Origin of the sequence: Bacteroides finegoldii DSM 17565 (assembly GCF_000156195.1) — a bacterium.
GTDB classification, from domain to species: domain Bacteria; phylum Bacteroidota; class Bacteroidia; order Bacteroidales; family Bacteroidaceae; genus Bacteroides; species Bacteroides finegoldii.
Genome location: NZ_GG688317.1, coordinates 515,012 through 539,253, shown reverse-complemented (window position 1 = coordinate 539,253; position 24,242 = coordinate 515,012). Strand labels below are relative to the sequence as shown.

The window sequence follows — 24,242 nt, the reverse complement described above, 5'->3', positions numbered from 1 at the left end:
TTGTACGGGGCGCGATATATACGTTTAGCTTGCTAGACACTGAAGTTTTACTTTTCATCATGTCATAACCTTATTGAATTTCTTCAGGTGGTTATAGCACGAGGGTTCCACCTCTTCCCATTCCGAACAGAGAAGTTAAGCCTCGTCACGCCGATGGTACTGCGTAACAGTGGGAGAGTAGGTAGCCGCCGTTTTTAAGAAGCCCCTTGATTCAGCAACGAATCAAGGGGCTTTCTGTTTTCCGCCACTTCTGAAAATGATTGCTATAAATCTTTTTTTAAGATAATAAATGGCTTTCTTTGGAAACAATATCCTTTCTGACTTGTTCTAATAGTATGATTAAGATTTATAGTTTAAATCACACAGTTATACCCTCATTTTATTCCATTTTTTCACTTTTCGTATAACAAAAATGATTTTATATTACTCAAACGAGAAAGCAAATATAGTGAATCTAAATTACTTCCCTGTTTTTTGATTTATCAATGGTACTTTGGTATGCTTGTATTTCTCTTTTACTACTCTTTTTTATTTTCACCTCTCTATTATATTGTTTTTCATAATCCTTTTTTTAATCAGTCACACTTACGCGGATTCCGTCATGAAACCTTTAATTCAATATCAGAGAATGCAGAGTAGAAGCCAGTTAAATTTTCTGTTGATTTCTAATATTTTATATTGCTTCTTCTCGGATAAAGTTATAAGTTAAGTATATTCCAAACATTTTGTTAATGAAAAACTTTTAATATTGTAACAATTTTTAATTTTGAAATTGTAATCTTATTTATTATATTTGCAAATATTTTTGCAGAAGAAATTGTAGCGGAGAGAGAATATATAAAAAGATATTGAATGGGGTTGTTTATATTGAATTCATTTTGTCGGGATGAATTATTGATAAAAAGTATTTATGATCTATATTTAAACCTTAAACTATGATTGTTGAAAAACATTTGCATATAGACTTGATAAAGAAGGTAAAACAAGGTTCGTATGAAGATTTTACCCGTCTGTACTTTATGTATGCGGATTTGCTTTATGGTTTTGTGCTGAACTTGACTAAATCTCCTGATGACGCTGAAGATATTCTGCAAGAAACCTTTTTGAGGATTTGGCAGACTAAAGAAAATCTTTCTTTAGAGACTTCATTTAAATCCTATCTTTATACTATTGCACATAACCTTATCATAGATTCATTTCGTAAGAAAATTGATAGTGTTGCATTTGAAGTTTATATTCAAAGTGACGCATATCAGAATTATACAGAAAATAATACAGAAAATGAAGTTTATTTTGATGAATTTCTTGATAAACTGAATGAAGCTAAAAAGAAACTTAGTAGTAGGCAATTGGTGATTTTTGAGTTGAGTCGTGAAAAAGGATGTTCGATTAAAGATATTGCCGAAAAGATGGGAGTTTCGGAAAAAACAGTGAAGAATCAATTGACTCTTGCATTGAAGACTTTGAAATCAGAATTATCTCTCTTGCATTATTTGTTATTAGTCTTGCTATTGGTAAGGAACGAATTTTAATTTATGTTTTATAACATGTAAATTGAGTCGGGACTATTTGGGGGATTTTGCGTATTTCTTATAAAACAGAAATATGAAAAATAATTTGCTCCAAGTTTTATTGCGACGGTTTTTCTCAGCAAGAATTAGTCCGGCCGAATACACAGTCCTTAAATCAGAAGTTCAAAAAGCAACAGATGAAGCTATGGACTCTGCATTGGATATTTTGTGGAAGGAGCAAAACCTGCAAATTCCGGTGATGGATGATGCTGTTAAATTCAGGGTTCTTAATAATATTCAAAATCAGATAACGGATAACAAACCTTCACATAATTTTTCCTGGACACGAATTGCGGCTACAATTCTGATACCGCTTCTTGTTTCGGCAGCATCATTTTATTACTTTTCAGGAAAGTTCAACAGGCAAGAGGATGTTTTTACCGTATTTGCAGAAAGAGGACAAAAAACACAAATATTTCTTCCGGATGGGACTCAAGTTTGGCTTAATTCGGATTCTTATCTCAGCTATTCTTCCGTATTCAATCGTGATAATCGTGAGGTGACTCTTAAAGGCGAGGCTTTTTTTGATGTAACCAAAGATGATGAGCATAGTTTTACTGTTAAAGCAGAAGGTATTAATATTGTGGTACACGGTACAGCTTTCAACGTTTCTGCCTATCCGGATGAAGAAATGGCAACTGTTTCTTTGCTCAGAGGAGCTGTCACGGTGGAGAATGCTGTAGAGAGGGTACAATTAGAACCTGGTCAGCAGGTACAGATACCGAGAGACAGACAATCATGGAAACTATTCCCCTGTGATGTTGAAATGGAGTGTTTATGGACACAGAATATGCTCAGGTTTGAAAATACTCCGGCGGTAGAAGTGTTTGCGAAGTTGGAAAAATGGTATGGAGTAAATATCCACGTAGAAAATTCGGATTCGTCTGTTAAATATGGATTTGTTCTGAAAAGTGAATCATTAAGAGAAATATTAGATCTAATAAATAGAATAACAGCAATTGATTACCAGATAAACGGAGAGGAGGTGAACATCAGATATAAGTGAAAATATAAATAAAACATGAAAAATATTTTTCCATGTTTTCTATAAAAGCATATATAAAATTAATCATTTCTTTTTTTACTTAGTCATAATATTATGGGAAAAATAACAAAAAGGATACTTGCTAATATCTTTTTTTTCTTATTGATATTTCAGTCTTTGAGTGCCCAAAATTCTCAAAGAATAGATTTATCTTTGAAAGAACAAACGCTTAAAGTCTTTCTTGAGATAGTCGAACAGAAGACGAATTATACATTCATGTATAATAATCTTGATTTGGAACAAAAAATATCGGTTCAAGTTAAACAGGCTACTATTGATGAACTGTTGAAAAAAGCATTGACTCCATTACACATTAATTTTGAAATTGCCAATGCTAAAATCATTTTAACGAAACAAGGCCAGGTAAATAATGGTTCAGTCACAGTAACAGTGAAGGGATCTATTGTAGACGAAGCGGGTGAGCCTCTAATTGGAGTTAATATAGCTGCAATGTCCACAGGTAAGGGAACGATCAGTGATATCAATGGAGAGTTCACGGTCGAAGCGGCTAAAAATGAAATTTTGAATATATCTTATATAGGTTATGTTTCACAACAAATTAAGGTAGGTACTCAATCATCTATACATGTAATCCTTAAAGAAGATACTCAGACTTTGGACGAAGTGGTTGTTACTGCATTGGGTATCAAGCGTGCAGAAAAGGCATTGAGCTATAATGTACAGCAGGTTAATACAGACGCGGTGACAGAACATAAAGATGCCAACTTTGTTAATTCCCTTAACGGTAAAGTGGCGGGTGTCACAATTAATGCTTCTTCATCAGGAGTCGGAGGCGTATCTAAAGTTGTAATGCGTGGAACAAAATCCATCATGCAATCTTCCAATGCATTGTACGTAGTAGACGGTGTCCCGATGTTTGCCGGTAGTAGCAAAGGTGGGGGAAAAGAATTTGATTCTCAGGGAGCTACCGAGCCTATTGCAGATATCAATCCGGATGATATTGAATCTATGTCGGTTCTGACTGGTGCCGCTGCCGCTGCATTGTATGGTTCGGAAGCTGCCAATGGTGCCATTATTATTACAACTAAAAAAGGAAAAGTCGGTAAGGTTAGCATATCTGTAAATTCAAGTATGGAGTTCAATCAGCCTTTCGTAATGCCTCGTTTCCAAACCCGTTATGGAACCGGTGTAGGAGGAAGCTTCCTGGATGGTTCAGACCGTAGTTGGGGAGAAAAATTAACAGTAGCTAATTATCGTGGCTATGATCCTAAGGATGATTATTTCCAGACTGGTATTATCAACACGGAAAGTGTTTCTTTCTCTACCGGTACAGAAAAAAATCAAACTTATGCATCGGCTGCTGCCATCAATTCAAAAGGTATTACTCCTAACAATAAGTACAGTCGTTATAATTTCAGCGTACGCAATACCACTTCTTTCTTGAACGACAAGATGACTCTTGATATAGCTGCCAGCTATATTTTGCAAAATGACCGCAATATGGTGAATCAGGGAGAATATAATAACCCGTTAGTGGGAGCTTACCTATATCCTCGCGGTAATGACTGGGAAGATGCGAAGTTGTACGAACTGTATGATCCGGCACGTAAAGTTTATCTTCAAAACTGGTCGATCGGTGATGCTGCAATGACGATGCAGAATCCATATTGGGTGAACTACCGCAACTTGCGTGAGAATAAGAAAGACCGTTATATGTTGAGCGCAAGTTTGAATTATAAAATATTGGATTGGCTGACTGTTTCAGGACGCGTAAGTCTGGATAATGCCAATAATGATTATACAGAGAAATTTTATGCTTCTACCAATACACAGCTTACGGAAGGTTCTTCTCGTGGTTTGTACGGTATAACCAAGACTTCGGACAAACAATTGTATGCAGATTTTCTGGTAAGTATCAATAAGAACTTTGGTGAAGACTGGAATCTGAGTGCTAATATCGGTGGATCATTTACTGATGTGCGATCAGATCTAATGACAGTCCGCGGTGGAATTGCTGATGGCAGTGATGCATTTCCGGGTGAGCAGGTCGGTTTGACCAATTATTTCGCTATTCAGAATTTAAGCCAGAAAGCCCGTCGTCTGCAAGAAGGATGGAGAGAGCAGACTCAGTCTATTTATGCTTCTGCTGAATTGGGATATAAGAGTACTTATTATTTGACACTTACCGGACGTAACGACTGGCCTTCACAATTAGCCGGACCTAATTCTACATCAAAGAGCTTCTTCTATCCGTCAGTAGGTTTGTCTGTTGTTCTCTCAGAACTGATGCCTAATTTGAATAAAGATTATTTGTCTTATCTTAAACTGCGTGGTTCGTTTGCCTCTGTCGGTTCGGCTTTCCAACGTTATCTTGCCAATCCGCGCTACGAATGGAGCACTTCTGCCAATCAATGGAGCGTACTGACTCAATATCCGATGTATTCATTGAAACCGGAACGTACTAATTCTTTTGAAATCGGTTTTAATGCTCGTTTCTTGAAATATTTTGAGTTGGATGCTACTTATTATAATGCAAAAACTGAAAATCAGACTTTTAATCCGCAACTTCCGATTAATAAATATTCAAAAATGTATATTCAAACCGGTAGCGTACGCAATCAAGGTATAGAGCTTGCTCTGAATTTTGAAAATACATGGCGTAATTTCACATGGATGAGTGGTTTGACTTATTCAATGAATAAGAACAAGATTGAATCTTTGGCGGACAATGTTATCAATCCTATAACCGGGCAGCTTTTCTCCATACCTTCACTTGATATGGGCGGATATGCAGATTTACGTTTTATCCTGCGTGAAGGTGGCAGTATGGGAGATTTATATTCACGTACAGATTTACGTCGTGACGCTAACGGTGCTATTTATATGGATGAATCGAATAACGTATATACTCAGAAAATAGATAACCCCGATTCTTATATCAAGTTGGGAAGTGTATTGCCGAAGGGAAATCTTGCATGGCGTAACAACTTTATGTGGAAGAATTTCCATGTAGGATTCATGATTTCTGCTCGTCTGGGTGGTGTAGTATTCTCAAGAACACAGGCTATACTTGATAAGTTTGGCGTTTCCGAGGCTTCAGCCGATGCGCGTGATAATGGTTTTGTATTGATTAATGGAAATGACAGAGTTAATCCGGAGAATTGGTATACAACAGTAGGTAGCACCGCTGTGCCGCAGTATTATACTTATTCGGCTACCAACGTTCGTTTGCAGGAGGCTTCGATAGGTTATACTATTCCGAGAAAATGGCTGGCTAATGTCTGTGACATTAAAGTTTCATTGATAGGTCGCAACTTGTGGATGATTTACAACAAGGCTCCTTTCGATCCGGAGGCTGTGGCATCGACAGATAATTTCTATCAGGGAATCGACAACTTCATGATGCCTTCTTTGCGTAATGTAGGTTTCAGTCTGAATTTCAAATTCTAATAAAAGTGACTATGAAAAAGATATTAAATACATTTATTTTCGCTTCATTAATGGCGGCTGTGTCATCCTGTACCGCCAAGTATGAGGATATCAATTCAAACCCTTACCAACCAGGCGACTTGTCTGCCGACGACTATGCGCTGGGTTCGGCCATGAACAACCTTGCCGGTTGTGTGGTCTCTCCGGATGTCAATACGGCACAGTTTACAGATTGTTTGCTGGGCGGTCCTATGGGAGGATATTTTGCCGATTCCAAAGCATCATGGGAACGTACGATTTCGAACTTTAACCCTGAAGATGGCTGGACAAATGTTTTTCTGAAAAGTGATAAGGTACTTCCGGTACTTTATTCCAACTTGAGTATTGTAGAGGTAGTATCACAAAATACGAACAACCCGGTTCCTTTGGCTATTGCGACAATTATAAAGGTTGCAGCCATGCATCGTATTGCGGATGCTTACGGACCGATTCCGTATTCTAAAATAGGAGCGGATGGTTCTATAACAACTCCGTATGATTCGGAACAGGAAGTTTATAATAAATTCTTTGAAGAACTGAATCATTCTATCGGTGTGTTGAATGAGCATCCGAATGACCGTTTGACTGCTTCGGCCGACTACATTTATCAGGGTGATGTGAAAAAATGGATTCGTTTTGCCAATTCGCTTAAACTTCGTCTGGCTATTCGCATAGCCAATGTTGACAAGGTGACAGCACAGAAGATGGCGGAAGAAGCTGTTGACCCCCAAAACGGTGGTGTGATCGAACAGAATACAGATAATGCGGCATGGAGTTATTTCTCCGGTTCTGTAAATAACCCTATTTATGTGGCTAAGGAATACAATCATGTCGATGTTCACAAAGAAGATAATAGCGCCTGTTTGACAGGTGGAGATACACATGTAGCAGCCGATATTATCTGCTATATGAATGGTTATGAAGACCCTCGGCGGGAAAAATATTTTGTCAAGTCGGAATGGAAAGGACATGAGTATGTCGGATTGCGTAGAGGTATTATTATCCCGGTGCTTGAAACTACCGGACACAAATATTCTGGAATTAATATGAAGCCGAATGATCCGTTATATTGGATGAATGCTGCGGAAGTCGCTTTCCTGCGTGCAGAAGCGGCGGCTATCTATAATTTCAATATGGGAGGTGAAGCCGGTGAGTTTTACAATACCGGTATTCGCTTGTCATTCGAACAGTGGGGGGCGGACGGAGCAGAGGAATATCTGAATAACGAGACTTTACGCCCTGAAACTTATGTAGATCCGGACGGAAAGAATTCTTATGACAGAGACTTGTCCAGAATCACTGTGAAATGGGATAATGCTGCTTCACCAGAAGAAAAACAGGAGCGTATTATCATTCAGAAATGGATCGCTAACTGGCAGTTGGGTAATGAGGCATGGGCGGATTACCGTCGTACCGGCTACCCGCATCTGATTCCTGCTACTGCGGCCGGTAATAAGAGTGGCGGTATCGTTGACTCGGAAAGAGGTGCGCGGCGTATTCCTTATCCAGCATCGGAATATGGAGATAATCCTGTAAATATAAATTATGCCGTGGCTACTTATCTGGGTGGCCGGGATGATATGGGACGTGATCTTTGGTGGGCTAAAAAAACAAAGTAATATAATAAAGTAGATAATGTTTATGAAAAATACATTTGGATATAGCGGACTGTGTGTTGCGATATGCATGACTATGTCACTCTCATTCTGTTCTTGTGAGGACTGGACGGATGTGGAGAGTCTGGATATACATACTCCTTCGCTTGAAGAACAAAATCCTCAACTATACGCTGATTATCTGAAAGATCTGAATATTTATAAAGCAAGTGAGCATAAATTGACTATAGTATCTGTGGAGAATGTGGCAGATCCTTCCAAACAGGCCGAAAGATTGTCCGCTTTGCCTGACAGTATCGACTATATCAGTTTGAATAATCCGGATAAATTGTCCGGAAATATGCTGGACGAAATAAGAATAGTCAGAGAGAAAGGTACGAAGGTGGTGTACAGTATTGATTTTTCTAAATTTGAGGAAGAATGGAAGGAGATGAAGAAAGCTAATCCTGACTTGACGGAAGAAGAAGGTCGGGCTTATTTGGACAAACGTACAGATGAGATGCTTGCTTTAGCGGATAATTATGATGGTATTATTGCTGATTATACCGGTCGTTCTTTGGTTAGCTTGAAAGGTGAGGAGCTTGAGGTATATACATCTCGTCAGACAAACTTCTTGAATAAACTGAAAGAGTGGAAGCAAGCATCCGATAAGTCGTTGTTCTTTTATACTAATGTACAATATCTTACAGCTGAAAATATGGGAATAATAGGGTTGGCTGATTATATTATTCTTAAAACAGCTTTGTCAACAAATGGTGATGATTTAAGTGTCAAGGCGTTATTGGCTGTTCAGGCAGGAGAAGATGCGAAAGAATTGTATGAAGGGACAAATCCTGTCCCTGCTGACCGTTTTATTGCGTGTGTTCAACTACCGCAGCCGGATGACAAGAATCAGGTGATAGGATATTGGAATACAGTTGACTCTGAAGGAAATAAAACTTTAGCTACTCAAGGAGCCGCATGGTGGAATGTGCAGGCGTCAACTGGATTTGAAAGAAAAGGAATGTTTGTTATGAATGTACAGGATGATTATTATAATAATACGTTCTCTTCAATTCGTGAGGTTATTAGTATAATGAATCCGTCAAAATAGAAGAAGATATGAAATTACATAAGTATATGTTTGCTTCCCTTTCTTTTTGCTCATTAGTATTGGGAAGTTGCCAAAATAATGATATTGATGATGAACACCATTATGATAATAAGGTATTTGTCACTTCCCAGCAAGTTAGGGATGATTTGTTGATTAAAGAGACTATTTCGGAAGCTACCCGGTCCATATCTTATCGCTTGGCTGATCCGTTGGATAGAGAGGTGAATATTTCTTTTGATGCTGCTCCACAATTGACTGCTGCTTATAATTTGGCTTTTAATGATAACGCACAGGTTTTGGCTGCTGATTATTATGAGATTCCGGTCAAGTCGGTTACGATTAAAGCGGGAGACATCAGTAGTGATGATGTTGTTGTTAACTTTAAAAACACAAATCAGTTGGACAAGTCAAGACGCTATGTGTTACCGGTTACAATAACGGATGCGGATATCGAGGTACTTGATAGTAAAAGAACTGCTTATTTTATATTCAAGGGTGCGGCATTGATCAATGTGGTAGCTAATATTGAGAAAATGTATTTCCCTATTTATTGGGATACTGATGTACATTCTGTAAATGTTGTAACAGTGGAAGCTTTAGTGCGTAGTAATGATTGGGTTGCAGGGCGTGATAACGCACTGAGTACAGTATTTGGGGTTGAAGGTGAGTTCCTTGTTCGTATTGGCGATGCTGATCGTCCGCGTGATCAATTGCAATGTGTAGCTCCCGGTGGAAATTTCCCTGCTCCGAATGCTGTTGCCAGTTTGCCTGTAAAAGAATGGGTGCATATTGCCATCGTCTATGATGCAACTACTCGCGAACGTATCTATTATAAAGATGGAGTGAAAGTTTATTCGGATAATGCTGCCAGTCGTGCTGTAAACTTATCATCAAATGGCTGTTATATTGGTAAAGCATATGATGATACGCGTTGGCTGCCTGGTGATATTTCAGAAGTGCGTATTTGGAATATTCAACGTAGTGCTGAGGAAATAGCTAAGAATCCGTATGAAGTTGATCCTCATTCTCCAGGACTAATAGCATATTGGAAATTTAATGAAGGAACTGGAAGTGATATAAAGGATCATACAGGAAATGGTAACGACATCAGTGCTGTTGGTGGTACTCCAACATGGGTAAATGTTGAACTTCCGCAAATAAAATAATTACAAACTTAATATAGGATTGTACATATGAAACGAAAAGATATATATACGTTATTGTTTGGTGTTTTGTGTTGTGCAGGAACATCATTATGTTTTTCTTGTGCTGATGATTTAGAGATTGGAAAGCAGTTTGATGAATCGGCTTTGGAGGGAATTTATGAAAATAGAGTTTTTCTTTGCGACGCTTCATCTAATAAAGTCAATAATATTATTGAATTATATACTTCTAATCAGTATTCAACTAAAGTTCGAATGTCTTTATCGAAGAATTCTTCAGCTGAAACTTCAGCTAAGATAGTTATAGATGAATCTTATTTGGAAAACTATAATCAAGAACATAACACAGATTTTGAAATGCTTCCGGCAAGTGCGGTCATTTTTGCTAATGATGGTACTTTAAACTCTGGAAATTGTGGAAGAAGTTTAGAGGTGGAAATGACAATAAAGATTTCAGATGATTTGGAGGCAGGAAAGACATATGCTTTACCTCTCTCAATAACGGAACCTACTTCTGACCTTACAATAAAAAATGAGCAAGATCGTCACTGTGTATATTTAGTTAAGGACATGAGAAAGTTTGGTGACGCTTTCAAAGGAGAGGATAAGCCAAAAGGATTTTTGTTTTTTGAAGTAAATGATGTAAATCCATTAAATGCTCTTTCTTTCCAATTGGAGAACGGTAAATATTTTTGGGATGTAGTTGTTTTATTTGCTGCTAATATCAACTATGATTCTGAAGCAGGGCGTCCATATATAAAATGTAATCCGAATGTTCAGTATTTGCTAGATAATAATGAGACACTTTTGCAGCCATTGCGTAAACGCGGTATAAAAGTTTTGTTAGGTTTATTGGGTAATCATGATATGGCAGGATTGGCTCAACTATCTACTGAGGGGGCTAAAGTATTTGCGCGTGAGGTTGCTCAATATTGCAAGGCTTATAACTTGGATGGAGTAAATTATGATGATGAATATTCGCTTTATCCAGATCTTGGTAATCCTTCATTTGCTACTCCTTCTGCTCAAGCGGGAGCACGTCTCTGCTATGAAACCAAACAGGTAATGCCTGATAAGTTAGTTACAGTTTTTGCGTATGGGAACATGTACGGAGTTGAATCTGTAGATGGAGTGGATGTTGATGAGTGGATTGATATAGTTGTACCTAATTATGGTTCAGCAGCTTATCCTTTAGGTAATATGGATAAATGGAAGTGTGCAGGTTTGGCTGCAGAATTTAATTTGCATGGTGGTGGCTCTTTGGATAGTTATGGCGCTCAGAAAATATTGAGTGGTGGTTATGGATGGCATATGGGATTTGCTGCTAATCCGAATAATTATACAACTATTTTTCAACGTTTGAGCGGTGCTTATGAATTATATGGCTCTAAATTGAAAGATCCGACAATCTTTTATAAGAAAAATGAAACTACTCCATCTAAGTATCCGGAGGATTTATGATAGTTAATGTTAGAGAAGAGTATTTTTAATGTATTAGCAATTATTCGAATGTTGTATTAACTTGAAAATAAGAATATGAGAATAAAAAAACTTTTTTATATACCTGTTATCTGTATCGGTATATTATCTTCCTGTCTGGATGATGAAAATTTGGATTTGAAGAATTTTCCTATCAACCAACCGGAAATATTAGTTCAAGGTAGTAATGATGACAAAAATGTCGTTGCTACTTATCTGAGTGATGGCACTTTGAAGTTGGATGCTCCTTTAACAAGAACATATGTGTTCCGTTTCAAAGCTTCTCCAGAAGATATGACTGTAAATTTTGAACCAATTTGTTCTAACATCCCAGCAGAGAAAGTTGTCTTGAGTACTTCCGAGGTTTTATTGACTGCCGGAGAAACAGATGCGGTGGTTACCGTTTCTTTGAAAGACGATGATTTTAATTTTGCAGCTTCTACTTTGGAAAAAGAAATCTATATACTTGGAGTTAAGGCCAATGCAAAAGGATTTAATATGGGAGAAGAGTCTGCAGAAAGTAAGATTACAATTGAAAAAGAGGCATATTGTGTTGCGGTATCTTTACATGGAGAAAATCAAAATAGTGTCTCTTTTGATCGTACATTTGTCGATGGTTCCATTGAGGAACAAGAACCTATTGTCTATAATTTTAAAGTAATGTTGGATAAACCTGCAAACAAGGATATTGCTATACAGATACTTACAGAAGGAATTGCTGAAAAATATTTAGGAAATGTGACTGTTACTCCTAATAAGATCGTGATTCCAGCTGGTCAAACCTCTTCAGAAGAAGTGACATGGACTATAACGAATGATTTTTTGCTTGAGGATGCCATGCCTGCTACTTTTTTGATAAATCTGAAATTAGGTATAGAAACGGAAGATACTACAGTAAAAAAAGAAGGGGAGAATTCTATATCTATAACAGTTATGAAAAAAATGCTGAATATGGGTGCTGTTGATGTCCTTCCCCAAGAGTGGAATATGATTAATAAAAAGGATTGCTCTGCTATTGAACTGTCCAAATTTTCAGGGGATGGAAGCATATTGTTTGACTCTCTTACAGGAGGAAATGCTTCACTTTATTGTTCTAGTTGGAATTTGCCGGCAAGCTTTGTAGTAGATATGAAGAATTTGCATATATTAAAAGGTATAAAAATAGATTATAATTCTTATTCCTCTACTCCTGCAGGTCCTAAAAATATCAGAGTATGCACTTCAAAGGATAAAATTCAATGGGTAGAACAAGCTGATTTGAAAGAATTGCCTAATAGAAATGAAAACTTGTTGGAGTTTTATACAGGAGTGGAAACCAGATATGTTAAGTTGGAATTTTTTGCATTGCATTCATATTCCATTAATGTTGCTGAGGTATCTTTGTATGAATAGTGACTTTTTATTGTTTAAATTTTAGAAGGATATTTAGAACAATATTAGGGTAAAATGAAACGCAAAATTTGAATATTATTGTTCGGATTTTGCGTTTCTATTTTTTAGAGAAGAGTTTTGGAAATAAGCTTCTTTGTTTCTTTATTTTGATGGAATTTATGAGAGACAATAATAGAAAGAAAGTTATTGATGTATTTTCTCGCATGTTTGAGGTCAATTATTCTAAAGTAAAGAATTTGGCTTATAGTTTATTAAAATCAGAACTGGATGCAGAAGATGTAGCTCAGGAAGTTTTTACTAAACTTTGGGAGCAGCAAAGTATATGGATTGATAATAAAAGGGAACTTGATGCCTATATTCTGATTATGACTAAAAATATAGCTCTGAATATATCTAAACATCAGAAAATCAGGTTGGAATATAAGGAGCGTTTTTTGGAAGAATCATCAGATTTGACAGATCGTGATTTGTTGGAGAGTATTTATTTTCGTGAAATATTGCAAGGTATTTATTTAAAATTAGAAAGCATTCCTGAACGCAGAAGAACTGTATTTGAACTTAGTCGTTTTTATGGGAAAAGTCATAAAGAAATTGCAGACAAGATGAATATATCAGTCCGTACAGTAGAACAACAAATATATTTGACGTTAATCGAATTAAGAAAGGTTTTGGGCGCATTTGCCGGATGAAGCATGAGGAAGAAATTTGAGGATGCTGTGCCACATGTTATAATTCATGTTAATATTAACTTGTTTTTATGCTTTTGATGTTGTTTTGTAATGATTTGATTAATACATTTACCATCAATTATTGCTAATGCGAATCAATAATATTACCAGTTATGAAGCAGATCTTTACCTTGACTTTTGTCCTGTTTACTTTGCTTTTTCAGAGTTGCCGGGATAATTTGAATGTTCCTACTCCTGCAAGTCGTAATTATGAACAGGATGTTGCCGTTTTGAATGACTTTGTGGATATTAATAAAACTACTCACGAATATTATGTCAACTCAAACAAGCATACTTCAGTTTTGTCGTATATAAAGAATTCAGCTGTGGAAGAATTAAATTCGGTCAATTTGCTGAACTTTGAAATTTTCAACAAGAGTCTTTCGCGTATAAATCAGATATCGGAGCAGCTGATTTCTTCTTGCGCAGTTGACTATATCGTAATGATAACTGAAGATGAAATTTATGTAAACCGTATAAATGAGGATTCTCCAGTGGAACTGCGCCAGAAGTTGGGCGGCAACTATTCTTCGACAGTCTCTTCTTTAAATGTGACTAGTTACAAGGAGCAGTATTATGTTAGTGATTGTAATTATATAGAGACATCTGTAGAGTTGAATCCACAGGCTTATAAGAATGCAGGATGGGCATTCTTGGTAACATGTGAATTGAATGGCAAGGGTGAAAAGGAAAATGTCGGGGTATTGTTCTGTGGTGTTGGCTATCACATCAATCCTTGCTTTGAATGGTTTGTAAACGATAATGTGGACTGGGATTTTGAAGTGGTCAGTCTGAATGAAGAGATTCCATACATAGCAGACCTTAGATTTTTACGTAGATGAAAAGGTTATGCATCCCTCTTGTTTGCTCTGTTTTTTTCTTCCTGACCGGTTGTGTTGAAAAGAGCGGATACTATGAGGAAGGAGAAGATAATATTATCTCTTTGATTTGTGATGTGGTATGGGTCGGTGAAAAGGTCGTTTATGATACGGAAGAAACGGCTCAGGATATTTATCGGTTCAGAAGAGATGGTACTTGTACACGTACTATTGTTGTAACAGGTAAGGATGGTGAGGAATCCCAGAGTGAAATCTATTATCGGTGGGCTTTTTATAACCAAAGTTCCAATACGATTTATTTCGGTGAAGATCATTATTGGGATATTGAAGAACTCACAACCGCGAAGTTTGCAGTTTATGATCGATGGGGAGAATATGGAAGTTTGGATATGTCTCGGGAATATAGGGAATTTACTCCTTTGAAATAATATATATAGCTAAAATTATGGCGGAAAGATATGCACGGTGTTTTCTTGTATATTTTTCCGCTTGTTTTTTATAAAGCTTTCGTCAGCTCCATTGTGTGAGTATGGTCTGCATATCTTTTGATTTCTTTAGTGATATATTTTAGATAATACCCGATTAAAACTTATGAAATGAAATTTTATATGATAAAAAAGTAACGTTTTATTTGGTGGTAAAGAAATAATCCATACCTTTGCACCGTCAAACTATAAAAGAGACAAGAAATGAACCAGATGTTTATACATATTCTACTATGCGGTATTATTATTCTACTATCAAAGGTTAGTGGAAGTGAGTGCTGCGCGTAAATGTGTATAAATGAAAATATACGAAAGCCTTTCTCACTTCCAAGTGTGAAAGGCTTTTTTAATGCTAATAATTATATAATATACATTGGATATGGACAATAGGTTATTTATTTTTGATACCACTCTTAGAGATGGTGAACAGGTTCCGGGGTGCCAGTTGAATACAGTAGAGAAGATTCAGGTAGCAAAGGCATTGGAAGCGTTGGGAGTAGACGTGATTGAAGCCGGATTCCCCATTTCGAGCCCGGGAGATTTTAATTCAGTGATTGAGATTTCAAAAGCGGTGACTTGGCCTACTATCTGTGCTTTGACACGTGCAGTTCAAAAAGATATTGATGTTGCTGTAGATGCACTGAAATTTGCTAAACATAAACGTATTCATACCGGTATCGGTACTTCTGATTCGCACATTAAATATAAATTCAATTCGAATCGTGAGGAGATTATCGAACGTGCGGTAGCTGCCGTGAAATACGCCCGCCGTTTTGTGGACGATGTAGAGTTTTATGCAGAGGATGCAGGCCGTACGGATAACGAATATCTGGCACGTGTGGTGGAAGCTGTTATCAAAGCAGGAGCTACCGTAGTGAATATTCCTGATACAACGGGTTATTGCTTGCCTTCAGAATATGGCGCTAAGATAAAATACCTGATCGACCATGTAGACGGCATCGATAATGCGATACTCTCTACTCACTGTCACAACGACTTGGGTATGGCTACTGCCAATACGATAGCCGGTGTTTTGAACGGCGCGCGTCAGGTGGAAGTTACCATCAACGGTATCGGCGAACGTGCAGGAAATACTGCCCTCGAAGAAATCGCCATGATTATCAAGAGTCACCACGAAATAGATATTCAGACCAATATCAATACACAGAAGATTTATCCGACCAGCCGCATGGTATCCAGCCTGATGAATATGCCGGTACAGCCGAATAAAGCGATCGTTGGACGTAATGCTTTCGCACATTCTTCAGGTATCCATCAGGACGGTGTGTTGAAGAATGTACAGACGTATGAGATTATTGATCCGCATGATGTGGGTATTGATGATAACTCTATCGTATTGACAGCCCGTAGCGGACGTGCCGCGTTGAAAAATCGTCTTTCTATTTTGGGAGTTGACCTGGAGCAGGAAAAGCTGGATAAGGTATATGATGAGTTCTTGAAGTTGGCTGATAAGAAAAAAGATATTAATGATGACGATATTTTAGTATTGGCAGGCGCAGACCGTAGCCAGAATCATCGCATCAAACTGGATTATTTGCAGGTGACGAGTGGTGTCGGCGTTCGTTCGGTAGCTAGTTTGGGATTGAACATTGCCGGTGAGAAGTTTGAGGCTTGTGCCAGTGGTAACGGTCCGGTAGATGCAGCTATCAAGGCATTGAAGAAGATTGTAGAACGCCACATGACTTTGAAAGAGTTTACTATTCAGGCTATCAGCAAGGGAAGTGATGATGTAGGTAAAGTACACATGCAGGTAGAATACGATAACCAGATTTATTATGGTTTTGGAGCTAATACAGATATTATTGCCGCTTCCGTAGAAGCTTATATTGACTGTATTAACAAATTCAAATCATAAAAAAGAGACTGAAAGTCGTATCGGCATTGTAGAGATTGACTAAAATAGTAAATAGTAATTAGTAAAATAGTAAATAAACAGATGAATACATTATTTGATAAGATATGGGATGCCCACGTGGTGACTACTGTGGAAGATGGTCCTACACAGCTTTATATTGATCGCTTATATTGTCACGAAGTGACTAGTCCGCAAGCTTTTGCCGGATTGCGTGAACGTGGAATCGGAGTGTTGCGTCCGGAAAAGGTATTTTGTATGCCCGACCATAACACACCGACACACGATCAGGATAAGGAGATTGAAGATCCGATTTCTAAAACGCAGGTCGACACATTGACTAAGAATGCGAAGGATTTTGGTTTGACACACTACGGTATGATGCATCCGAAGAATGGAATTATCCATGTGGTAGGTCCCGAACGTGGTTTGACTTTGCCGGGAATGACGATTGTCTGCGGTGACTCTCACACTTCTACTCATGGTGCGATGGGAGCAATCGCTTTCGGCATCGGAACAAGTGAAGTGGAAATGGTATTGGCTTCGCAATGTATTCTTCAGTCAAGACCGAAAACAATGCGTATCACCGTAGACGGTGAACTGGGCAAAGGGGTGACTGCTAAAGATGTAGCTCTGTATATGATGTCCAAGATGACTACCAGCGGTGCTACCGGTTACTTCGTAGAATATGCAGGTTCGGCTATCCGCAATCTGACAATGGAGGGACGTCTTACCCTTTGTAACCTTTCTATCGAAATGGGTGCACGTGGTGGGATGGTTGCTCCGGACGAAGTGACTTTTGAATATATCAAGGGACGTGAAAGTGCTCCGCAAGGCGAAGCATGGGACAAGGCTTTGGCATATTGGAAGACATTGAAGAGTGATGACGATGCCGTATTCGACAAGGAAGTCCGTTTTGAAGCTGCTGATATTGAGCCGATGATTACTTACGGAACGAATCCGGGTATGGGTATGGGCATCACACAGCACATTCCTACGATGGAAGGAATGAGCGAAGCTGCACAGGTTTCATTCAAGAAATCAATGGACTACATGGGCTTCCAACCGGGTGAATCTTTGTTGGGCAAAAAGATTGATTATGTATTCCTCGGCGCTTGTACAAACGGGCGTATCGAAGATTTCCGTGCATTTGCTTCCATCGTGAAAGGTCGCAAGAAAGCGGAAAATGTAATTGCATGGCTGGTTCCGGGTTCATGGATGGTAGACGCACAGATCCGTAAGGAAGGAATCGACAAGATTTTGACGGAAGCCGGATTTGCTATTCGTCAGCCGGGATGTTCTGCTTGTCTGGCGATGAACGATGATAAGATTCCTGCCGGAAAATATTCGGTATCTACCAGCAACCGTAACTTCGAAGGACGTCAGGGACCTGGTGCACGCACCTTGTTAGCTAGTCCTCTGGTGGCTGCTGCAGCTGCGGTGACAGGTGTGATTACCGATCCGAGAGAACTGATGTAATTTCAATCGTAAATAGTAAATCGTTAAATCGTAAATAAAAAGATGGCTAAGACAAAATTTAATATAATCACAAGTACTTGTGTACCTCTTCCTTTAGAAAACGTAGATACCGACCAGATTATTCCGGCACGTTTCTTGAAAGCAACCACTCGTGAAGAGAAATTCTTCGGTGATAACCTTTTCCGTGACTGGCGTTACAATGCAGATGGTTCCCTGAACAAGGATTTTGTGTTGAACAACCCTACTTACAGCGGACAGATATTGGTGGCAGGTAAGAACTTCGGTTCGGGTTCCAGCCGTGAACACGCAGCCTGGGCAATTGCCGGCTATGGTTTCCGTGTGGTGGTATCCAGTTTTTTTGCCGATATTCATAAGAATAATGAGTTGAACAACTTTGTGCTTCCGGTGGTTGTAACCGAAGAGTTTCTGCAAGAATTGTTCGATTCGATAGAAGCAGACCCGAAGATGGAAGTGGAAGTGAATCTTCCCGAACAGACCATCACCAACAAGGCGACAGGTAAAAGTGAACATTTTGAAATCAATGCTTACAAGAAACTTTGTTTGATGAACGGATTGGACGATATCGATTTCTTGTTAAGCAATAAAGATAAAATTGAAGAATGGGAAAAGAAGGCGTGAAAATAGAAATCATGGACACAACGCTCCGTGATGGTGAACAAACCAGCGGAGTATCTTTCGTGCCTCATGAGAAACTAATGATCGCCCGTTTGCTGTTAGAAGATTTGAAGGTAGACCGGGTGGAGGTTGCTTCGGCGCGTGTGTCGGACGGTGAGTTTGAAGCCGTGAAGATGATTTGCGACTGGGCGGCCCGTCGTAATCTGCTCCATAAAGTGGAAGTGCTCGGCTTTGTTGACGGGCATACTTCTGTCGATTGGATTCAGCGTACCGGTTGCCGTGTGATTAATCTTCTTTGCAAAGGTTCACTGAAGCATTGTACGCAACAACTGAAAAAGACACCGGAAGAACATCTGGCGGATATCATCAATGTGGTGCATTATGCCGACGAGCAGGATATAACCGTCAATGTTTATCTGGAAGATTGGAGCAACGGTATCAAGGATTCTCCCGAATATGTATTCCAGTTGATGGATGGATTGCAAGAGACGAGTGTCAAGCGTTATATGTTGCCTGACACGTTGGGTATCTTGAATCCCTTGCAAGTGATAGAGTATATGCGGAAGATGAAGAAACGTTATCCGAATACTCATCTCGATTTCCATGCGCACAATGACTATGATTTGGCAGTGAGCAATGTTCTTGCAGCCGTATTAAGCGGTGTAAAAGGACTGCATACCACCATCAACGGACTGGGCGAACGAGCAGGAAATGCTCCCCTCGCAAGTGTGCAAGCCATCCTGAAAGATCATTTCAATGCGGCGACCAATATCGACGAGAGCCGTTTGAATGATGTCAGCCGGGTAGTGGAGTCTTATTCGGGTATTATGATACCTGCCAACAAACCGATTGTAGGTGAGAATGTCTTTACGCAAGTGGCAGGTGTGCATGCCGACGGCGATAACAAAAATAATCTTTACTGTAATGATTTGCTTCCCGAACGCTTTGGCCGTAAACGTGAATATGCGTTGGGCAAGACAAGTGGCAAAGCCAATATCCGCAAAAATCTCGAAGACCTCGGACTGGAGCTGGATGAAGATGCTATGCGCAAGGTGACGGAGCGTATCATCGAACTGGGCGACAAGAAAGAATTGGTGACACAGGAAGATTTGCCGTACATCGTTTCTGATGTGTTGAAGCATGGAGCGATTGGTGAGAAGGTCAAACTGAAGAGCTATTTTGTGAATCTGGCTCATGGATTGAAACCGATGGCTACGTTGAAGATAGAAATCAACGGAAAAGAGTACGAAGAGAGTTCAGGCGGTGATGGCCAGTATGATGCTTTTGTTCGTGCATTGCGTAAGATATATAAGGTGACATTGGGACGCAAATTCCCGATGCTGACCAATTATGCGGTGACAATCCCTCCCGGTGGGCGTACGGATGCATTTGTGCAGACAGTAATCACATGGAGTTATGACGAGCAGGTGTTCCGTACCCGCGGACTTGATGCCGATCAGACGGAAGCTGCCATCAAAGCTACTATGAAGATGTTGAACCTCATCGAAGATGAATACGAGAAAAGCAAGTGAGAGATAACTTGCCCAAAGAATGTTTTTTATAAGAATATATAAATAGAAGAATAAACGATTATGGATTTTAAAATTGCTGTATTAGCAGGCGACGGCATCGGACCGGAGATCTCTGTGCAAGGTGTAGATGTGATGAGTGCCGTTTGCGAGAAGTTTGGCCACAAAGTAAGTTACGAATATGCAATCTGTGGAGCTGATGCGATTGATAAAGTAGGCGATCCGTTTCCGGAAGCAACCTATCAGATTTGTAAAGATGCAGATGCTGTTTTATTCTCTGCCGTAGGCGATCCGAAATTTGATAACGACCCTACTGCTAAGGTACGTCCGGAACAAGGTTTGTTGGCGATGCGTAAGAAACTGGGACTTTTTGCCAATATCCGTCCGGTGCAGACATTCAAATGCCTGATTCACAAATCTCCGTTGCGTGCGGAACTGGTAGAGAACGCAGATTTTATCTGTATCCGTGAGTTGACCGGAGGTATGTATTTCGGTGAAAAGTATCAGGATAATGACAAAGCGTATGATACCAACTATTATACTCGCCCGGAAATCGAACGTATCTTGAAAGTGGCTTTTGAATATGCGATGAAGCGCAGAAAACATCTGACGGTGGTAGATAAGGCAAACGTGTTGGCTTCTTCCCGTCTGTGGCGTCAGATTGCACAGGAAATGGCTCCGAACTATCCGGAAGTGACAACAGATTATATGTTTGTGGACAATGCTGCAATGAAAATGATTCAGGAACCTGCTTTTTTCGATGTGATGGTAACGGAAAACACCTTCGGTGATATTCTGACTGACGAAGGTTCTGTAATCAGTGGTTCTATGGGCTTGCTTCCTTCTGCTTCCACAGGTGAGAGCACTCCGGTGTTTGAACCGATTCACGGTTCATGGCCGCAGGCTAAAGGATTGAATATTGCTAATCCGTTGGCACAAATTCTTTCCGTAGCTATGTTGTTTGAGTATTTCGATTGCAAAGAAGAGGGTGCGCTGATTCGTAAAGCAGTAGACGCTTCTTTGGATGAGAATGTACGTACACCGGAAATCCAGGTGGCTGACGGTGCTAAATACGGAACGAAAGAAGTAGGACAGTGGATTGTTGATTATATCAAGAAAGCTTGATGAATCCGGATGAAAAGTAAAAGCCTGGCATCGGAAACGGTGTCAGGCTTTTACTTTCCAGTTTGAAATAGTGTCGTTGTGTTCTACCAGCTTTTAATAGTGGAATAGATAATGATTCCGAGTACGGTCAGTAATCCTACATAAATAGTGACTGACCATTGTTTGAGTTCTTTTCTCTTCATACGGGTAGAAGGTTCCAGATAGATGGTTGCTTTATGGGCAATGGTAGCGAACAGCCATCCGCCGAATCCGCCGATAATTCCTCCGACAAGCAAATCACCCGGATAATGTACCCCTAGATATACGCGTGTGTAACAATTGCAGAAGGCCCATACGATAATGAAAATGCTTAGCCAGCGTTTGCGGAACATGAAGACCACGTACATGGCAAGACCGAATGAATTGGCTGCATGACACGACGGGAAACCGTAGCTCCCGCCACGATAATTGTTGACGATATATACCATATCTACAATGGGACTTTCCGGATTGGAAGGGCGCAGGCGTGCCACGACCGGACGGATGATACTGCTGCACATCTGGTCGGCGAAGGTGATGATAAGTGCAATAGCGGCTACATAACACAGAGCGGCTTTCCAATGGAAGTTCTTTAGTAATATGTATAGGATGGTGGCGTACATCGGTACCCAAATTATTTTTCCTGTAAAGGAAGTCATGAAATAGTCCCAAAAGGGAGAGTGGATACCATTGAAATATAGGAAAACATTTGTATCTATCTCCGAAAGATATTGGATGATGTCAGTATGTACCATCTGGTTCTGTTTTTATATTTTTACTGTGATTATTCAGTTGTTCTCCGGCTTTATCGTTTGGCTAGGTCATCGTAGAGCTTTTGGAGGAAAGCTTTTCCCTTCTCCAGATTGGCACCTTTCTCTGGACCTTCGTCAAGTTGTACGGTATTTGCATCCAGGTTATATACCAACTGGTTTTCGGGAGTAACCATGCCGAAGAAGTTCGGTCGGGTAAAATATCCGAAATGCGGAGATGACGGGTTCAGTATGTTTTTGCTGAATGTAAAGTCATCGTGTGGCAGCCCCAGCTGTGCGAGCAAGGTGGCGGCAATGTCAATTTGTGAAGCATACGTATCTATTACACGAGGCTCTTTGATTGCTCCGCCAAGCAAGATTAACGGGATGGTCTGCCCGTCCAACGGATTTTCTATCGGATACGGATAAGCTCCCTGATGATCGGGAACAAGTACAAATAGGGTGTTTTTCCAAAGCTGCGTCTCCTTATATTGTTCTACGAAATCTCCCACGCAACTGTCCGCATAGGCAAAAGCATTGAGTATTTTATCGTCCAGTCTGTGGAACGGAACTTCAAAAGGTTCATGACTGCTTGAGGTTTGCACGAGTTTAAGAAAAGGTTCTTGCTGTTTTTCCTCCTTGATGTCTTTCATCAGACGTTGGAATAATACATGGTCCTGCGCTCCCCATTTTCCGGTACGTTCGGACAATGGAAAATCCTTATCGCATACAATTCTCTCAATGCCGGAGGATACCAGATAAGAACGCATATTCGTAAAGTCGGCGTCCCCTCCGTAATAATATTCCAGACTGTATCCCGCATTTCTCAAACTTCGTGGAATAGAAGGAAGTTTGTCCGTCTTTTCGGGATATTTCATAATGCTGGTGCTTGGCTGTCCGGGATAACCACTGATGATGGAAGCCAGCCCACGATCGGTACGGAAGCTGCTAGCGTAAAAATTGCTGAATAATATGCCTTCTTTGGCGAATTTATCCATATTGACAGCTACGTTCGGATGTCCGCCGAAAGTTTCCATCAGGTGTGTGGAAAAACTTTCGAGAATAATAAAGATAATATTCGGGCGTTGTGTATTTAATAATTGGGGAATACTGTCGGCAGTTACGGCAGGTTTGTCTACCATTTCCGCAAACAATTCGTCGGCCTTTTGAGGGTCCATGAACCGATATTGTTTCTCAAAATTATTCTGATGGGTAGCAGAATACATGAAACTGAATGCCGGATTGATGGCGGCATGATTCATTCGCTGATCCTGGCTGTAATAGACTTTACTCAGATTCATGGTCGATACGGTGAACCCGCCACGAATGGGGATAAAAAGTGCGGCGGTGAGCAATAATAGCGCGAATGAAACATTTTGTCGGCGATAGGGTATCTTTAAAGGTTTTCTTTCACGGATCAGTACGATATAAAAGATAGAATATAAAACAGCCGCATAGACCAACATTGCTAATATTCCCAATAAAACGAACCAGAAACTGACGCTTGCGATAGCATCTTTGGGTGAGGAGAAGAAATAGAAAATGGGGGTGGCGTCAAGACGGAATCCCCAGAAACCGTATAGCCCGAGATCGACAATAAAGATACATGCCATAACAAATGCTATCAATCCGAAATAGACTTGCCGGATGCGGCGGAGTATAGACGAATCCGTCCAGGCGGAAGCGATAAGTATCAGGCCGGGAATGGCGGTGAGGTAACCTGCGAGTGATAAATCCAAAGGTAAGCCGTGCCACATGACACTAAAATAATCACCGAAAGAAACATCGGCGTATAAATCATGGTAGTAGACCATGAAGACCGGCTTTTGAAGAACAAACAAGAGGACAAATAAAAAGTATGTCGTGAAAAATTGGATAATTCTCTTTTTCATAATGTGTAAACTTAAAATAATTGAACGGATACAAAGTTAGTATACTTTTCGTTATCTTTCTCATGATGTAATATAAAACATCTCTTTTTTTTCCATATCTT

18 protein-coding genes and 1 rRNA gene are annotated in these 24,242 nt (G+C 39.6%); 17 read left to right on the top strand and 2 right to left on the bottom strand.

Features of this window, described 5'->3' with window-relative positions; translation table 11 throughout:
* Nucleotides 1–83 precede the first annotated feature (83 nt).
* The 17 genes from rrf to leuB all read left to right on the top strand — a co-directional run bounded on the left by rrf (nucleotide 84) and on the right by leuB (nucleotide 21,482).
* Nucleotides 84–194: ribosomal RNA gene (rrf, locus tag BACFIN_RS17220) — 5S ribosomal RNA — on the top strand.
* Between the two features lie 741 nt (nucleotides 195–935).
* Nucleotides 936–1,532 (top strand): RNA polymerase sigma factor, encoded by a 597-nt coding sequence (locus BACFIN_RS17225; protein WP_007748633.1) that lies wholly within the window; start codon nucleotides 936–938, stop codon nucleotides 1,530–1,532.
* Between the two features lie 73 nt (nucleotides 1,533–1,605).
* A complete protein-coding gene (locus BACFIN_RS21160) occupies nucleotides 1,606–2,577 on the top strand; it encodes a FecR family protein (RefSeq protein WP_007748631.1) in 972 nt (323 codons plus the stop codon).
* A gap of 93 nt (nucleotides 2,578–2,670) precedes the next feature.
* Complete coding sequence (locus tag BACFIN_RS17230; protein ID WP_007748628.1) at nucleotides 2,671–6,027, top strand: SusC/RagA family TonB-linked outer membrane protein; 3,357 nt, start codon at nucleotides 2,671–2,673, stop codon at nucleotides 6,025–6,027.
* Nucleotides 6,028–6,038: 11 nt separating this feature from the next.
* The gene (locus BACFIN_RS17235) at nucleotides 6,039–7,664 is read left to right on the top strand and encodes a SusD/RagB family nutrient-binding outer membrane lipoprotein (RefSeq protein ID WP_007748625.1); all 1,626 of its coding nucleotides are present in this window, start codon (nucleotides 6,039–6,041) and stop codon (nucleotides 7,662–7,664) included.
* A 22-nt stretch (nucleotides 7,665–7,686) separates the two neighbouring features.
* Nucleotides 7,687–8,754, top strand: coding sequence for a glycoside hydrolase family 18 (locus BACFIN_RS17240; RefSeq protein WP_032839135.1), 1,068 nt, complete (start codon nucleotides 7,687–7,689; stop codon nucleotides 8,752–8,754).
* Nucleotides 8,755–8,762: 8 nt separating this feature from the next.
* The gene (locus BACFIN_RS17245; protein WP_007748620.1) at nucleotides 8,763–9,920 is read left to right on the top strand and encodes a DUF1735 and LamG domain-containing protein; all 1,158 of its coding nucleotides are present in this window, start codon (nucleotides 8,763–8,765) and stop codon (nucleotides 9,918–9,920) included.
* Between the two features lie 27 nt (nucleotides 9,921–9,947).
* Nucleotides 9,948–11,378 (top strand): BT_3987 domain-containing protein, encoded by a 1,431-nt coding sequence (locus BACFIN_RS17250; protein ID WP_007748617.1) that lies wholly within the window; start codon nucleotides 9,948–9,950, stop codon nucleotides 11,376–11,378.
* 75 nt (nucleotides 11,379–11,453) lie between these two features.
* Nucleotides 11,454–12,788, top strand: coding sequence for a DUF4989 domain-containing protein (locus BACFIN_RS17255; RefSeq protein WP_007748614.1), 1,335 nt, complete (start codon nucleotides 11,454–11,456; stop codon nucleotides 12,786–12,788).
* Nucleotides 12,789–12,937: 149 nt separating this feature from the next.
* The gene (locus BACFIN_RS17260) at nucleotides 12,938–13,477 is read left to right on the top strand and encodes an RNA polymerase sigma-70 factor (protein WP_007748606.1); all 540 of its coding nucleotides are present in this window, start codon (nucleotides 12,938–12,940) and stop codon (nucleotides 13,475–13,477) included.
* 152 nt (nucleotides 13,478–13,629) lie between these two features.
* On the top strand, nucleotides 13,630–14,358 hold the full coding sequence (locus tag BACFIN_RS17265) for a hypothetical protein (protein ID WP_007748603.1): 729 nt from the start codon (nucleotides 13,630–13,632) through the stop codon (nucleotides 14,356–14,358).
* Nucleotides 14,355–14,783, top strand: a complete 429-nt coding sequence (locus BACFIN_RS17270; RefSeq protein ID WP_007748600.1) for a hypothetical protein — start codon at nucleotides 14,355–14,357, stop codon at nucleotides 14,781–14,783. The genes BACFIN_RS17265 and BACFIN_RS17270 overlap by 4 nt, the downstream gene beginning before the upstream one ends.
* Before the next feature lie 436 nt (nucleotides 14,784–15,219).
* Nucleotides 15,220–16,716 carry a 2-isopropylmalate synthase gene (locus BACFIN_RS17275; protein ID WP_004315472.1) on the top strand — a complete coding sequence of 499 codons (1,497 nt, stop codon included), beginning with the start codon at nucleotides 15,220–15,222 and terminating at the stop codon, nucleotides 16,714–16,716.
* An 81-nt stretch (nucleotides 16,717–16,797) separates the two neighbouring features.
* Complete coding sequence (leuC, locus tag BACFIN_RS17280; protein WP_004311792.1) at nucleotides 16,798–18,192, top strand: 3-isopropylmalate dehydratase large subunit; 1,395 nt, start codon at nucleotides 16,798–16,800, stop codon at nucleotides 18,190–18,192.
* A 42-nt stretch (nucleotides 18,193–18,234) separates the two neighbouring features.
* The gene (gene leuD, locus BACFIN_RS17285; RefSeq protein ID WP_004307192.1) at nucleotides 18,235–18,831 is read left to right on the top strand and encodes a 3-isopropylmalate dehydratase small subunit; all 597 of its coding nucleotides are present in this window, start codon (nucleotides 18,235–18,237) and stop codon (nucleotides 18,829–18,831) included.
* Complete coding sequence (locus BACFIN_RS17290) at nucleotides 18,813–20,360, top strand: alpha-isopropylmalate synthase regulatory domain-containing protein (RefSeq protein WP_004315473.1); 1,548 nt, start codon at nucleotides 18,813–18,815, stop codon at nucleotides 20,358–20,360. Before leuD ends, BACFIN_RS17290 begins: the two co-directional genes overlap by 19 nt.
* A gap of 60 nt (nucleotides 20,361–20,420) precedes the next feature.
* Nucleotides 20,421–21,482, top strand: a complete 1,062-nt coding sequence (gene leuB / locus BACFIN_RS17295; protein WP_007748590.1) for a 3-isopropylmalate dehydrogenase — start codon at nucleotides 20,421–20,423, stop codon at nucleotides 21,480–21,482.
* Nucleotides 21,483–21,565: 83 nt separating this feature from the next.
* Here the strand turns inward: leuB and BACFIN_RS17300 are convergent, their stop codons facing one another.
* Together BACFIN_RS17300 and BACFIN_RS17305 are read right to left on the bottom strand one after the other, a co-directional pair.
* Entirely contained in the window at nucleotides 21,566–22,255 is a 690-nt protein-coding gene (locus tag BACFIN_RS17300) for a phosphatase PAP2 family protein (protein ID WP_007748588.1), read from the bottom strand.
* A 50-nt stretch (nucleotides 22,256–22,305) separates the two neighbouring features.
* Entirely contained in the window at nucleotides 22,306–24,141 is a 1,836-nt protein-coding gene (locus BACFIN_RS17305) for an LTA synthase family protein (protein ID WP_007748583.1), read from the bottom strand.
* Nucleotides 24,142–24,242: the final 101 nt, after the last annotated feature.